The 13,427-nt window shown below is 66.6% G+C and carries 10 protein-coding genes; 9 read left to right on the forward strand and 1 reads right to left on the reverse strand.

Going from position 1 to position 13,427, the window contains the following annotated elements; translation table 11 throughout:
• Positions 1-127 precede the first annotated feature (127 nt).
• The 4 genes from FHT09_RS06120 (at position 128) to FHT09_RS06135 (ending at position 6,149) form a co-directional block, all read left to right on the forward strand.
• Positions 128-2,689 (forward strand): TonB-dependent receptor, encoded by a 2,562-nt coding sequence (locus FHT09_RS06120; protein ID WP_181141348.1) that lies wholly within the window; start codon positions 128-130, stop codon positions 2,687-2,689.
• Positions 2,686-3,822: a phytase gene (locus tag FHT09_RS06125; RefSeq protein WP_104606455.1), complete on the forward strand. Its 1,137-nt coding sequence runs from the start codon at positions 2,686-2,688 to the stop codon at positions 3,820-3,822. Before FHT09_RS06120 ends, FHT09_RS06125 begins: the two co-directional genes overlap by 4 nt.
• Positions 3,819-5,198 (forward strand): metallophosphoesterase family protein, encoded by a 1,380-nt coding sequence (locus tag FHT09_RS06130; RefSeq protein ID WP_104606507.1) that lies wholly within the window; start codon positions 3,819-3,821, stop codon positions 5,196-5,198. Before FHT09_RS06125 ends, FHT09_RS06130 begins: the two co-directional genes overlap by 4 nt.
• A 243-nt stretch (positions 5,199-5,441) precedes the next feature.
• Positions 5,442-6,149 (forward strand): glycosyltransferase, encoded by a 708-nt coding sequence (locus FHT09_RS06135; protein ID WP_104536998.1) that lies wholly within the window; start codon positions 5,442-5,444, stop codon positions 6,147-6,149.
• Between the two features lie 252 nt (positions 6,150-6,401).
• Here FHT09_RS06135 and FHT09_RS06140 read toward each other — a convergent pair whose 3' ends face one another.
• Complete coding sequence (locus FHT09_RS06140) at positions 6,402-7,898, reverse strand: aminotransferase class III-fold pyridoxal phosphate-dependent enzyme (RefSeq protein ID WP_104606454.1); 1,497 nt, start codon at positions 7,896-7,898, stop codon at positions 6,402-6,404.
• Positions 7,899-8,019: 121 nt separating this feature from the next.
• On the opposite strand from FHT09_RS06140, the gene FHT09_RS06145 reads away from it, so the two are divergent.
• The 5 genes from FHT09_RS06145 (at position 8,020) to secD (ending at position 13,422) form a co-directional block, all read left to right on the forward strand.
• The gene (locus FHT09_RS06145) at positions 8,020-8,451 is read left to right on the forward strand and encodes an Lrp/AsnC family transcriptional regulator (protein ID WP_016903291.1); all 432 of its coding nucleotides are present in this window, start codon (positions 8,020-8,022) and stop codon (positions 8,449-8,451) included.
• A gap of 157 nt (positions 8,452-8,608) precedes the next feature.
• Positions 8,609-9,679 carry a tRNA preQ1(34) S-adenosylmethionine ribosyltransferase-isomerase QueA gene (gene queA, locus FHT09_RS06150; RefSeq protein WP_104606453.1) on the forward strand — a complete coding sequence of 357 codons (1,071 nt, stop codon included), beginning with the start codon at positions 8,609-8,611 and terminating at the stop codon, positions 9,677-9,679.
• An 81-nt stretch (positions 9,680-9,760) separates the two neighbouring features.
• Positions 9,761-10,906 carry a tRNA guanosine(34) transglycosylase Tgt gene (gene tgt / locus FHT09_RS06155; RefSeq protein ID WP_104606452.1) on the forward strand — a complete coding sequence of 382 codons (1,146 nt, stop codon included), beginning with the start codon at positions 9,761-9,763 and terminating at the stop codon, positions 10,904-10,906.
• A gap of 131 nt (positions 10,907-11,037) precedes the next feature.
• On the forward strand, positions 11,038-11,391 hold the full coding sequence (yajC, locus tag FHT09_RS06160) for a preprotein translocase subunit YajC (protein ID WP_104606451.1): 354 nt from the start codon (positions 11,038-11,040) through the stop codon (positions 11,389-11,391).
• Positions 11,392-11,577: 186 nt separating this feature from the next.
• On the forward strand, positions 11,578-13,422 hold the full coding sequence (gene secD / locus FHT09_RS06165) for a protein translocase subunit SecD (RefSeq protein ID WP_181141347.1): 1,845 nt from the start codon (positions 11,578-11,580) through the stop codon (positions 13,420-13,422).
• Positions 13,423-13,427: the final 5 nt, after the last annotated feature.

Consider the following 13,427-nt stretch of genomic DNA (forward strand, 5'->3'; position numbering starts at 1 on the left):
CACAGTGTGCCGCAGCCAGCGGCAGCGTCGCCACACATTGCGCGTGATCACGCATGCATATGTCATGTCAGTGAAACGTCGTAGACATAGTGTGCCCACCCATTCTTAACCGATTGGGGAAGCACCCGTGTTGAACAAGACTCCGCTGTGCCTGGCGATCACGCTGACGTTGGCTGCGGCTACGTGGAGCCCGCTTGCGCAGGCGGCTGAGGGTGCGGCGGCTGCAACCGGTGCGTCCGCCGCGGCGGCCGTCGATCTGGAGCGCCTGGAAGTGCGCCCGCAGGTGGAATCGCAGGTGCGCGCAGTCGATCTCAAGCGTGGCTCCGATGCGATCCAGGATGCGGTGGCCTCCGACGCGCTGGGCCGCTACCCCGACAAGAATGTTGCGGAATCCTTGCAGCGCCTGCCCGGCGTCAGCGTCACCCGCGATCAGGGCGAAGGCCGCTTCGTGGTGATCCGCGGCCTGGATTCGGCGCTCAACAGCGTCACCATCGACGGCATGACCATGGGCACGCCGGAAGACGGCACGCGCTCGGCGCCGCTGGACGTGATTCCGTCCGATTCCACCGAGCGCCTGAAGGTGGTCAAGTCGCCGACCCCGGACATGCCGGGCGATTCCATCGGCGGTGCGATCCAGGTCGAGTCCACCTCCGCGTTCGATCGCGATGGCCGTACGCTGCGCGGCTCGATCGAAGGCAGCCACCAGGCGTTGTCGGGCAAGACCAGCCCGAAGGGCGCGTTCAATTACAGCGATATCTTCGGCGGCACGGTTGGTGTGGCGGTGGGTGTGAACTACCAGGACCGCGAATTCGAATCCGACAATACCGAGGTGGCCTACGACAGCTTCGACGGCGGCGCGGCCGACGATCTGTTCGCCGGCGAGGTGCAGCGCCGCAAGTACTTCATCGAGCGCACCCGCATGGGCGCCAACCTCAATCTGGACTGGCGCCCGGACGCGGACAACCGCTATTACCTGCGCACGCTGTACAGCCGCTTTGACGATGCCGAAACGCGCCAGCGCACCATCTTCGGCCTGGCCGATGGGCAGGTCAGCGCCAATGGCGATGGCACCTACGACGTGGCCGATCTGCCGGCCGATTCGATCTCCAAGCGCGTGCGCTATCGCACCAAGAAGGAGGACACCATGGCCTTGAGCGTGGGCGGTGAAAACCGCCTGAGCGCGGCCACGGTGGACTACAAGCTGGGCTACACCAAGACCACCGAGCGCGTGAACGATGAAATGGAGGCGCGCTTCAACTATGACGGCGACGATCTGTCGGCCACCGTCGATCAGAACAGCGGCATCCCGCGCCTGGGGTTCTCCGACAACGGCTGGCAGCGCAACGACGACTTCGTGTTCGACCGCTTCGTGCTTGCGCCCAAGCGGGTCGACGACAGCGAGCGCAGCGCGCAGATCAACGTGCGCTTCGACGGCGAGCATTCCAGCCTGAAGATGGGTGTGCTCGGCCGCTGGCGCGAGCGCGATGTCAATGTGGACGAAAGCGAGCTGCGTCGCGGCCCGGCGATCGATCTGAGCGACTGGACCACCGCCGCACCGGAACACCGCGGCGGCACGCTGGGCGAAAGCATCGGCTCGGACGGCATGCGCCGTTACTGGAACACCTCCGGCACGCTGTACAGCGCACGTCCGCAGGATGTCGGCGGCAACCTGCAGACCTCGCTGCAGGACGACTACAGGGCCACTGAAGACGTGTTCGCCACCTACGCGATGGGCACCTGGGACATCGGTGCGCTGCGCGCGATTGCCGGTGTGCGTGTGGAGAACACCCAGTTCGACGCCACCGGCAACCAGGTCGACGTGGCCGAGAACGGCCGCACCGCCACGGTGACGCCGCGCGAAGCCTCCAGCAGCTACACCAATGTGCTGCCTGGCCTGCATCTGCGCTACGACACCGGCAACGACTGGGTACTGCGGTTTGCCGCCAACAAGACCTTATCGCGTCCTGCGTTCGGCGATGTCTCCCCGCGCGTGAGCATCAATCGTGGCGACAACGAGGTGAACGTCGGCAACCCCGATCTCGATCCGTATCGCTCCAGCAACCTGGACCTGTCGTTCGAAAAATACATCGGCAGCACCGGCCTGATCTCGCTGGGCGTGTTCGACAAGTCGATCGACGACTACATCGTGCAGACCATCAGCACCAACGATGCCGAGTTCCCCGATCTGCAGGTCACGCGCTCGATCAACGGCGACACCGCCAAGGTGCGTGGCGCCGAATTCAACTGGCAGCAGGCGCTGGACTTCCTGCCCGACGGCTGGAACGGCCTGCTGGTCGGCGCCAGTGCCACCGTGCTGGACAGCGACTTCGATCCCGGCCTGAGCGATCGCGCCGGCGAGGACTTCACCTTGCCGCGCTCGTCCAAGCGCATCTACAGCGGCCACCTGGGCTACGAAAAATACGGCTTCAGTGCGCGGGTTGCGGCGGTGTACCGCAGCCAATACCTGGACACCATCGGCCAAAGCCGCGCGTACGATATCTATGTCGCCCCGCATACCCAGCTGGATTTCAGCATGAACTACCAATTCAACAGCCACGTCAGCCTGTATCTGGAAGCGCAGAACCTGCTGGACGAACCGCTGGAGCTGTACCAGGGCGTGCCCTCGCGCACGCTGCAGAACGAGGAATACGGCCGCACCTATGCGCTCGGCCTGAAGGTGGCGCTGTGATCGCATCGCGCACGCGGCTCCACACAACGTTACTCCACACCACGCTGCTTGCCACCGCGCTGGCGCTGACCGCCTGCGCCAGCGCACCGGTCGACCGCGAAGCCGACGAAGCATTGCTGAAAGACCCCTTGCTCAGCGAGGCCGAGGTGGCGCACGAAGTGGTGCCGGAAGCCTTCATCACCGCGCTGACCCCGGCCGACAATCTGGATTCGCCGGCCAGCTGGAGTGCGCACGATGGCGGCCGCTGGTTGATCGCCACCGCCAAGGCCACGCATGCGCTGGTGGTGTTCGATGGCGATAGCGGCAAGCGCCTGCGCGTGGTCGGCGGCAAGGGCAAGGCGCTGGGCAAGCTGGATCGCCCGAACGGGATTTCAGTGGTCGACGATCTGGCGTTCGTGGTCGAGCGCGACAATCGTCGCGTGCAGGTGTTCTCGCTGCCCGACTTCAAGCCGCTGACCAGCTTCGGTCAGGACGAACTGCGCGAGCCCTACGGCCTGTGGGTGCGCAAGCACGAGGGCGGCTACGAGGTGGTGGTCAGCGACAACTACATGTCGCCGGCCAACAAGGATGTGCCGCCGCCGCTGGCCGAACTCGGTCAACGCTTTCGTCGCTATCAATTGAGCGCTGCGGGGCAGGGCTGGCAGGCGCGGCTGACGCAGAGCTTCGGCGATACCAGCGACGCGGGCGCGGTGCGGATCGCCGAGTCGGTGTTTGGCGATGAAGCCCATGCGCGCCTGATGATTGCCGAAGAAGATGTCGCCGTGGGCACGCAGTTGCGCGAGTACGGCATGGATGGACGCTATCGCGGCCGCAATGTCGGCAGCGGTTTGTTCAAGGCGCAGGCCGAAGGCATGACGCTGTTTGCGTGCAAGGACGGCAGCGGCTACTGGATCGCCACCGATCAGTTCAAGGACCGCAGCGTGTTCCAGGTGTTCGATCGCCAGAGCCTGGCGCATGTCGGTGCCTTCGCTGGCCGGGTGACCGCCAATACCGACGGCGTGTGGCTGGATCAACGCGGTGATGCGCGCTTCCCGGGCGGGGTGTTCTACGCCTTGCATGACGACCAGGCGGTGGCGGCATTCGACTGGCGCGATATCGCACGCACGCTGCGCCTGAAAGAGTGCGCGCCATGATCGCCGCGCGTGCGTCGCTGTCTGCAGCGCTGTTGCTGGTGGCGGTGGCGGGCACCCAATCGTTCGCCGCCGAGCGGGCCGCCGAACCGAACACCCAGGTGCCGGCAGGCTCCAGCCACTATGTTGCCGATGGCTTTCCGGACCGCATCGTCGCCACGCCCGCGCAGGCGGCGGCGACCGGTTTCGCGGTGGCCTGGCGTACCGATGCCAGCGTCGACCAGCCGTGGCTGGAACTGGTGGTTGCCGGCGACTCGCCCGACGTGGGTACGCCACGGCGTATCCGCGCCAGCACCGCCACGCTGGCCAGCGAAAACGGCAGCTCGCATCACCACCGCGCCGATATCGACGGGCTGACGCCGGACACGCTGTACGCCTACCGCGTGCAGGGCAACCGCACCTGGGGTGCGTGGAATCATTTCCGCACCGCCGCCAGCCCCGACACGCCGCTGACGCTGCTGTACTTCGGCGACACCCAGAACAAGAACCTCAGCCTGGTTTCGCGGGTGATCCGCCAGGCCTGGCGCTCGGCACCGGACGTGCGGCTGGCCCTGTTCGCCGGCGACCTGGTCAGCGGCAAGGACGGCCAGGACGACAACGAATGGGCCGAGTGGTTCGAAGCCGGGCGCTGGTTGCTGGAAGGCACCGCAGTGGCGCCGGCGCCGGGCAATCACGAGTACCACGAAGAAGGCGAGGACAGCCCGCAGGCCACGCGCACGCTCGGCAACCATTGGCCGGTGACCTTCGCCCTGCCGCACAACGGGCCGTCGGCTGCGGCGCGCACCAGCTACTGGTTCGACTATCAGGGCGTGCGCATCGCCGTGCTGGACGGCACCTCGGTGCTGGATCTGGGTACCGGCCCGGCACAGGCGCAGTGGCTGGACAAGGTGCTGGCCGACAACCCGCATCCGTGGTCGATCGTGCTGATCCACCAGCCGTTCTTTTCCCCGCGCGCCGATCGCGAGAACCAGAAGCTGGTCGAGCAGGTGCTGCCGGTGATCCGCCGCCACAAGGTCGATCTGGTGCTGCAGGGCCACGACCACACCTACGGCCGGCGCGGCGATGCGGTAGGGCAGGCGACGCCTGTGTTCGTGGTTTCGGTGGCCGGGCCGAAGCAGTACCGGCTCTCGGACATGGCGCGCAAGAGCATGCGTCCGGTTGGCGAAGACACCCAGCTCTACCAGGTGCTTCGCATCGACAACCGGAAGTTGCGTTACGAGTCGCGCACCGCCACCGGACGTCTCTACGATGCGTTCGAGCTGGAGCGCGGAAGCGATGGCGGCAAGCGGCTGGTGGAGCAGCAAGCCGGACGCATCGCACCGCGCGATTGCCCGCGCAGCGCAACCCTGAAGGGACGCGCAGACCGGTGTTGGGAATGAGGGGAGGTGACAGAAGCGACGTCGTTGGCGGGGCCAACCGTGCCGGATGACGCCACTGTGAGCGAGCTTCGGTTCTGCAGTGATTCTGCAAATCGACGGCAGGCGTAACCATTTAAAGTTGTGAATTACGTCACACTAATAATGGGACTACTGTTGTGGCTGACCGGAGCTCCATCCGGGTAGCCGGCTTCGCTGCGGTGCTTCGGTGGAGGTCTGGTTTCCCCCCAGCCCCGAGAAGCCCCCATGATTCCCCACGTGTTCCATCTCACTGCGCCGACCAAGCACCTGCTTTGGGAAGAGCGCAAGATCCAGGCCCGTCTGCAGCGGCTATTGCAGGGCTGGACCTGCCATGTCTGGGACGACGCCGACAACTCCGCACTGATGCGTCGCGCGTTCCCGGAATTCGCCGACCGCTACGAGGCGATACGCTTCGGTGTGATGAAGGCCGACATCGCCCGCTGCGCCTACATGCACAGCTACGGCGGTTTCTACTTCGACACCGACTACAAGCTGCTGCGTCCGCTTGGCGCGGACGTACTGGCACAGCAATGCGTACTGCCGATCGAAGAAGGCGCGCCCGGCAACGAGCAGTTCAAGATCGGCAACGCCGTGTTCGGCTCGGAGGCGGGACATCCGTTCTGGCGCGCGTTCATCGAGCACATTTTCACCGCGCATGCGCCTGAGAGGCTGGAAGACCATCGGCAGATTCCGATGATCTCCGGCCCGCGCGGCTTGACGCGCTTCTACAACGCGCACGCCGGCGAGTTTGCCGGCATCGTGTTCCCGGCGCGCGATGCGTTCCATCCGGATCGCACCTGGTTCGGCCTCGGTCACCGTGGCGGTACCGTCGCGGTGGGCTCGCATCTGTGCTGGGCGTCCTGGCGCGGCAAGTCGCCACGCCGGGCCGTGACCAATTACCTGCGGCGCAAGCTGAGCGCTGTTCCGATCTGACCGGACCCGGGCACCGCGCCGTCGCGCGTGACGCCAAGGGCGCGCGGTGAGCTTCTGGGGCGTTTGCGCGGCTGTCCTAGGCGCGCAAGTAGTGCCTGCGTCGCCTTGACTTCAAGGGGCTCACAAAACCACGGCGCTCACCGACCGGTGGGCGCGGCGGGCGCTCGGAATCGGCGTGTACCGCTCGAATACCGAAGTTACCGCGTGCCGTCCGCGCCCACCTGAGGGCTCGCCACGTCCTGTTGGTGGCTCTCAGGCTGCCTCGGCCTGAGCCTGGCGCGGACCTTCCTTCAGCGCACGCGCAATCAACCCGACCAGCAGATCCAGCTCGTCTTCGTCCATCGCAAAGTGCGGGGTGAAGCGCAGCGAATTTTCGCCGCCATGGATCACGTTGACGCCGCGATGGCGCAGCCACTCTTCGGTGGAACCGGCGCCATAGCACTTGAACTGCGGCGCCAGCTCGCAGGAGAACAGCAAGCCGGTGCCCTGCACCTTGGTGATCAAGCCACCCAGCTCGGACTGCAGTGCCTGCAGCTTGGCGATCGCCTGCGCGCCGCGGGCGCGTATGTTCTCGCGCACCTGCGGGGTGAACAACGCCAGCGTGGCGCAGGCGACATCCAGCGCACGCGGATTGGTGGTCATGGTGTTGCCATAGGTGCCCTTGCGGTATACCTGCGCGGCGTGTTCGGTCACCGCCAGCACCGACAGCGGATACTGCGCGGCGTTGAGCGCCTTGGAATAGGTCTCCAGGTCGGGTGGGTCGAGCTGCTCGAAGCCGGGGTAGTCCACCACCGACAGCACGCCGTGCGCGCGCAGGCCGGCCTGGATCGAATCCACCAGCAGCAGGCTGCCGTGCAGGCGGGTCAGTTCGCGCGCCGCGGCGTAGAACGCGGCCGGCAATGCGCGGCCCGGGTCGCCTTCGCCCATCACCGGCTCCAGGAACACCGCCTCGATGAACCAGTGATTGCGCGCGGCCTCGTCGAAGGCGCTCTGCAGCGCCGCCACGTCGTACGGCGCGATCGCGATCACCGAGTCTTCGTCGCGGTAGCTGGCCAAGTACTTGGTGTAGGTCTTGCGGCTGGAATCGGAATACAGGCCGGGGCGGTCGGTACGGCCATGGAAGCTGCCCTTGACCACCACTCGCTTGATGCCGGCACCGGCGTGACGCGCGCCCGGGTCGGTGTGCAGCTTGGCGTTGGTGTCGACGATGCGCGCGGCCAGGCCGACCGCCTCGGAACCGGAGTTGAGACACATGAAACGTGCGAACGGACAGCCGCCGCGCGTCTGGCCGATCTCCGCACGCAGGGCGCGGTCGAGCCGGCGTTGCGCCAGGCTGGGCGTCATCACGTTGGCCATCACCTGCGGACGTGCCATTGCCTGCAGCACCGGTGCAGGCGTGTGGCCGAAGCCGAGCATGCCGTAGCCGCCGGCGTCGTACAGCACCGCGCCCTTGAGCGTGATCACCCAAGGGCCGCGCGCAGCCAGCGCTACGTACGGGGTCACCGCATCGTCGGCGTAGAAATTGATGAAGCCGTCCTGCACCGCGCCGATCTGTGCGTCTTCGTCCAGGTCCAGCAGGTCGGCGGCCTCCGCGCGCACCAGCGCGTACTCGGCGGCCGCGGCGTCGATGGCGTGTGCGAGATCCGGGTGGTTGGCGGCCAGACGCGCGATGCTGGCATCGTCCAGGCCATCGGTCAGGCGGCGGCCGGCATGGGCACGCAGCGGGGCGAGCGGGGCGAGGACGGACATGGCGCATCTCCTGCAAGGTGGCGTTCCCTTCCTATTATCGGCATGAGATCGGCGTTTGGCAGCGTGAATCCGGGCAGGAAGTCGGGTATTTTCGTCGAATCGACGAACCAATTGGGCAAAAGTGAAAATCACCCCCTCAGACGAACGCCTGCTGTCGCTGCTGCGCGAGGACGCGCGCGCCTCCACCGCGCAGATCGCGCGCCGGCTCGGGCTGTCGCGTACCACCGTGCAGAGCCGGATCGAAAAGCTCGAACGCGACGGCGTGATCAGCGGCTACACCGTGCGCACCCACGACGCCTACGAACAGGGCCGCATCCGCGCGCACATCCTGATCACCGTGCTGCCCAAGAAGATGCCGGCCGTGGTCAAGGCGCTGCGCGACATCCCGCAGGTGCGCCTGCTGCATTCGGTCAGCGGCGCCTACGACCTGATCGCCCTGGGCGTGGTCGGCGGCGTCAACGAGATGGACGTACTCACCGACGCCATCGGCGCGATCGACGGGGTGGAGCGCACGACCACGTCGATCATTCTGTCAACGAAATTCGAGCGGTGAGGGGCGGGAATGGGGAATGGGGAATCGTAAGAGCCAGATCCGAGAGCCGAAACTCATACGGCGCAGACTGGCCCGCTTTTACGATTCCCGATTCCCGATTCTCCATTCCCGGCCGCAGTTACAATAGCCGGCTCCTCAGCCATCTAATCCTGCGGCCTTGAAGAAGTCCGATTTCCACTATTCGCTGCCCGACGAGCTGATCGCCCAGGCGCCGTTGGCCGAGCGCGCTGCCAGCCGCTTGCTGGTGGTGCCGCCGTCGCCGCAGGCGCTGGTCGACCGGCAGGTGCGGGATCTGCCCGAGCTGCTGCAGCCGGGCGATCTGCTGATCTTCAACGATACCCGGGTGATCCCGGCGCGGCTGTTCGGGCAGAAGGCCAGTGGCGGGCGGGTGGAAATCCTGATCGAGCGCCTGCTCGGCGAGCGCCAGGCGCGGGTGCAGATCGGCGCCAGCAAGTCGCCCAAGGCCGGCAGCTGGATCGCGCTGGATGCCGGCGGCCAGGCCGAGGTGCTGGGCCGCGACGGCGAGTTCTATCTGCTGCGCTTCGAGATCCCCACGCCGCTGGAGCACTGGCTGCTGGAAGCCGGGCGCCTGCCGCTGCCGCCGTACATCCGCCGCGAGCCGGGGGTGGAAGATCGCGAGCGCTACCAGACCGTGTTCGCGCGCGAAGTCGGCGCGGTGGCCGCGCCCACTGCCGGGCTGCATTTCGACGAGGCGCTGCTGGCGCGGTTGCGTGCGCGCGGAGTGGAGTTCGGCCATGTCACCTTGCATGTGGGCGCCGGCACCTTCCAGCCGGTGCGCGTGGACGCGCTCGATCAGCATGTGATGCATACCGAATGGCTCAACGTCGGCGCCGCGCTGGTCGAGCAGGTGCGCCGCACCCGCGCACGCGGCGGCCGGGTGATTGCGGTGGGTACCACGGTGGTGCGCTCGCTGGAAAGTGCCTGGCGCACCACCGATGCCGCGCCCGAGGGCGAACTGCTGCCGTTTGCCGGCGAAACCCAGATCTTCATCCTGCCCGGCTACCGCATCCGCAGCGTCGATGCGATGGTCACCAACTTCCACCTGCCCGAAAGCACGCTGCTGATGATGGTCTCCGCCTTGGCCGGCCGCGAGCGCATCTTCGCCGCCTATCAACACGCCATCGAACAGCGCTATCGCTTCTTTTCGTACGGCGATGCGATGCTGCTGTGGGGCCGGGAATCGGGAATCGGGAATGGGGAATCGTAGGGCGGCATCCGCCGAACGATCAGCCACCTGCCAACCGCTCTTCCGATTCCCAAATCCCGATTCCCCATTCCCGGCCCTTCAATGTCCCGACTCCAGTTCCAGCTCCAAGTCACCGACGGCCATGCCCGCCGTGGGCGTCTGACCTTTCCGCGTGGCACCGTCGAGACGCCGGCGTTCATGCCGGTGGGCACCTATGGCTCGGTCAAGGGCATCCTGCCCGAGCAGATCCGCGCGCTGGGTGCGGAGATCATCCTGGGCAATACCTTCCACCTGTATCTGCGCCCGGGCCTGGATGTGATCGGCGATCACGGCGGGTTGCACGGGTTTGCGCGCTGGGACGGGCCGATCCTCACCGATTCGGGCGGGTTCCAGGTGTTTTCGCTGGCGCATCGCCGCAAGATCACCGAGCAGGGCGTGACCTTCGCCTCGCCCACCGATGGTGCGCGGGTGTTCCTGGGCCCGGAAGAGAGCATGCAGATCCAGAAGGTGCTCGATTCGGACATCGTGATGATTTTCGACGAATGCACGCCGTACCCGGCCACCGAAGAGGTGGCGCGGCGCTCGATGGAGCTGAGCCTGCGCTGGGCGCAACGCTCGCGGCAGGCGCATGACCGGCTGGGCAACGACGCGGCGCTGTTCGGCATCGTGCAGGGCGGGGTGCATCCGGACCTGCGCAGCCGCTCGCTGGACGGGCTGCAGGGCATCGGGTTCGACGGCTACGCCATCGGCGGGCTGGCGGTGGGCGAGCCGGAGCAAGAGCGCAACGCGATGCTGGAACACCTGCATCCGCGCCTGCCGGCCGAGCGCCCGCGCTATCTGATGGGCGTGGGCCGGCCGGAGGATCTGGTCGAAGGCGTGGCACGTGGCGTGGACATGTTCGACTGCGTGATGCCGACCCGCAACGCGCGCAACGGGCATTACTTCACCTCCTTCGGCACCGTGCGCATCCGCAACGCCAAGTACGAGCGCGACCTGGACACCATCGAGCCGGGCTGCGGCTGCCATGCCTGCAGCAGCGGCTACACGCGCTCCTACCTGCGCCACCTGGACCGCTGCAACGAGATGCTGGCGCCGATGCTGGGCACCCTGCACAACCTCTGGTACTACGAGAAATTGATGGCCGACCTGCGTGCGGCGATCGCCTCGGGAACCTTTGCGCAGTTCCGGCGGTCCTTCTATGCGGCACGCGGCGCCAGCACGCCGCCGTTGCCGGGGGAAACCAGCTGAGACCGGCCGTCCGCGCCCCTTGCGCGGACGGTTTGGAACCTGCGTGGCATAATTCCCGGCTGTTCCGCTCCGGCGGTACCTGAATCGCGAGCGGCCGGTTGGCGCGCTGGCACCAAACTAGGATGCACTCAATGAATCTGCTCGATTTCCTGATCCCCGTCGCCCAGGCGCAGGCCACCGGTGGCGCGCCGGCGCCCGGCCCGATGGGAAGCCTGTCCACCTTCGCGCTGCCGATCATCCTGATCGCGGTCATGTACTTTTTGATGATCCGCCCGCAGATGAAGCGCCAGAAGGAGCACAAGTCGCTGCTGGACAAGCTGGCGCGCGGCGACGAAGTCATCACCTCCGGCGGCGTGGCGGGCGTGATCACCGAGATCGGCGACAACTTCATCACCGTGGAAGTGGCCGACAACGTGCGTATCCGTGTGCAGAAGAGCGCCGTGGGCCACGTGCTGCCCAAGGGCACGCTGAAGTCTGCCAACTAAGCGGCAACCAACCGCTGCGCTCACTGTCAGGTGGGCGCAGTCGGTGCCGCGAACCGGCGCTGACCGCGCCGCTCCGCGCGCACCGCCGCATCCACCTGACGACCGCTGGCGACATTGTGTTGGCCGCTTGAAGTCGTTCTCACTGCTAGGCGCGTCGCCGGGATGGCGTCGCGCGGGACTGTCGCAATGATCGAATTTCCTCGCTGGAAGTATTTCCTGATCCTGCTGGTGCTGGCGGTCAGCGCGTTGTACGCGTTGCCCAACATCTACCAGAAGGACCCGTCCGTGCAGATCACCGCCAGCCGCGGTGCCAAGCTCGACGACGCCTTGCGCAGCCGTATCGACGCCGACCTCAAGGCCGCCGGCATCACGCCGAAGGCCGTCACCCGGGAAGGCGACAGCCTGATGGTGCGCCTGCCCAACCTGCAGGCACAGACCCGCGCCAACGACGTGCTGCGCCAGCAACTGGGCGAGAACTACACGGTGGCGCTGAATCTGGCCTCGACCGTGCCGGACTGGCTGGCCAAGCTGGGCGGCCGGCCGATGGTGCTGGGCCTGGACCTGGTCGGCGGCGTGCACTTCGCCATGCAGGTGGATCAGAAGGCTGCGCTGGAAAAGCGCCTGGACGGCTTTGCCGAAGACATCCGCACCACCTTGCGCGACGGCCGTATCGCCTATCGCTCGGTCGAGCGCCGCGGCGACAACAGCATCCAGGTCAGCCTGAGCGAAGGCGCCAGCGTCGACGCCGCGCGTACCGCGCTGGCCAAGTCGCAGCCGACCCTGACCTACGAGGTCAGCGGCCAGAACATCGCGGTCAAGGTGCCGGAAGCCGAACTCAAGCAGATCGCCAGCGGTGCGATCGAGCAGAACCTCACCACCTTGCGCAACCGCGTCAACGCGCTGGGCGTGTCCGAACCGACCATCCAGCGCCAGGGCGAGGACCGCATCGTGGTCGAACTGCCCGGCCTGCAGGACACCGCCGAGGCCAAGCGCCTGATCGGCGCCACCGCCTCGCTGGAATTCCGCGCCGTGGTCGAAGGCAATGCCGAAGACGCGGTGCGCAGCGGCAGCATCCCGCCCGAAGCCAAGGTCTACCGCGTGCGCGACACCGGCGCGCCGGTGCTGCTCAACAAGCGCGCGCTGGTGACCGGCGACCAGATGGTCAGCGCCAGCGTCAGCACCGACCAGAACGGCATGCCGGCGGTGGCGGTGACGCTCAACAACGTCGCCGGCCAGCGCATGCTCGACTACACCAGCGCCAACGTCGGCAAGCTGATGTCGGTGGTCTACATCGAGCGCATTCCCACCGTCAGCATGGTCGACGGCAAGGAAGTGCGCAGCGTGCGGGTCAAGGAAGAGGCGCTGTCGCCGACCCGCATCGCCGGCGTGTTCGGCAAGAACTTCCAGACCACCGGCCTGGAGAAGGTGGAGGCCGAGAACCTGGCCAAGCTGCTGAAATCCGGTTCGCTGGCCGCACCGATGGATTTCGTCGAGGAGTACGTGATCGGCCCGAGCCTGGGCGCGGAGAACGTGGAGCGGGGCGTCACCGCGGTGATCTACTCGTTCCTGTTCACGCTGGTGTTCTTCACCGTCTACTACCGCGTGTTCGGCGCGATCACCTCGGTGGCGCTGCTGTTCAACCTGCTGATCGTGGTGGCGGTGATGTCGTTGTTCGGCGCCACCATGACGCTGCCGGGCTTTGCCGGTCTGGCGTTGTCGGTGGGCCTGTCGGTGGACGCCAACGTGCTGATCAACGAGCGTATCCGCGAAGAGCTGCGACTGGGCGTGCCGGCCAAATCGGCGATTGCCGCCGGTTATGAGAAGGCCGGCGGCACCATCCTGGACGCCAACCTCACCGGTCTGATCGTGGCGGTGGCCTTGTACGCGTTCGGTACCGGCCCGTTGAAGGGCTTCGCGCTGACCATGATGATCGGCATTTTCGCCTCGATGTTCACCGCGATCACCGTGTCGCGTGCGCTGGCAGTGCTGATCTACGGCCGCCGCAAGAAGCTCAAGACCGTCGCCATCTGAGATGC

It is taken from the genome of Xanthomonas sp. CFBP 8152 (genome assembly GCF_014199025.1).
GTDB lineage: Bacteria > Pseudomonadota > Gammaproteobacteria > Xanthomonadales > Xanthomonadaceae > Xanthomonas > Xanthomonas arboricola_B.

Bases quoted from the DNA above. Each gene is read 5' to 3' on its own strand.
- FHT09_RS06130 (WP_104606507.1), top strand. From the start codon at position 3,819: ATGATCGCCGCGCGTGCGTCGCTGTCTGCAGCGCTGTTGCTGGTGGCG.
- FHT09_RS06135 (WP_104536998.1), top strand. From the start codon at position 5,442: ATGATTCCCCACGTGTTCCATCTCACTGCGCCGACCAAGCACCTGCTT.
- FHT09_RS06140 (WP_104606454.1), bottom strand. From the start codon at position 7,898: ATGTCCGTCCTCGCCCCGCTCGCCCCGCTGCGTGCCCATGCCGGCCGC.
- tgt (WP_104606452.1), top strand. From the start codon at position 9,761: ATGTCCCGACTCCAGTTCCAGCTCCAAGTCACCGACGGCCATGCCCGC.
- yajC (WP_104606451.1), top strand. From the start codon at position 11,038: ATGAATCTGCTCGATTTCCTGATCCCCGTCGCCCAGGCGCAGGCCACC.
- secD (WP_181141347.1), top strand. From the start codon at position 11,578: ATGATCGAATTTCCTCGCTGGAAGTATTTCCTGATCCTGCTGGTGCTG.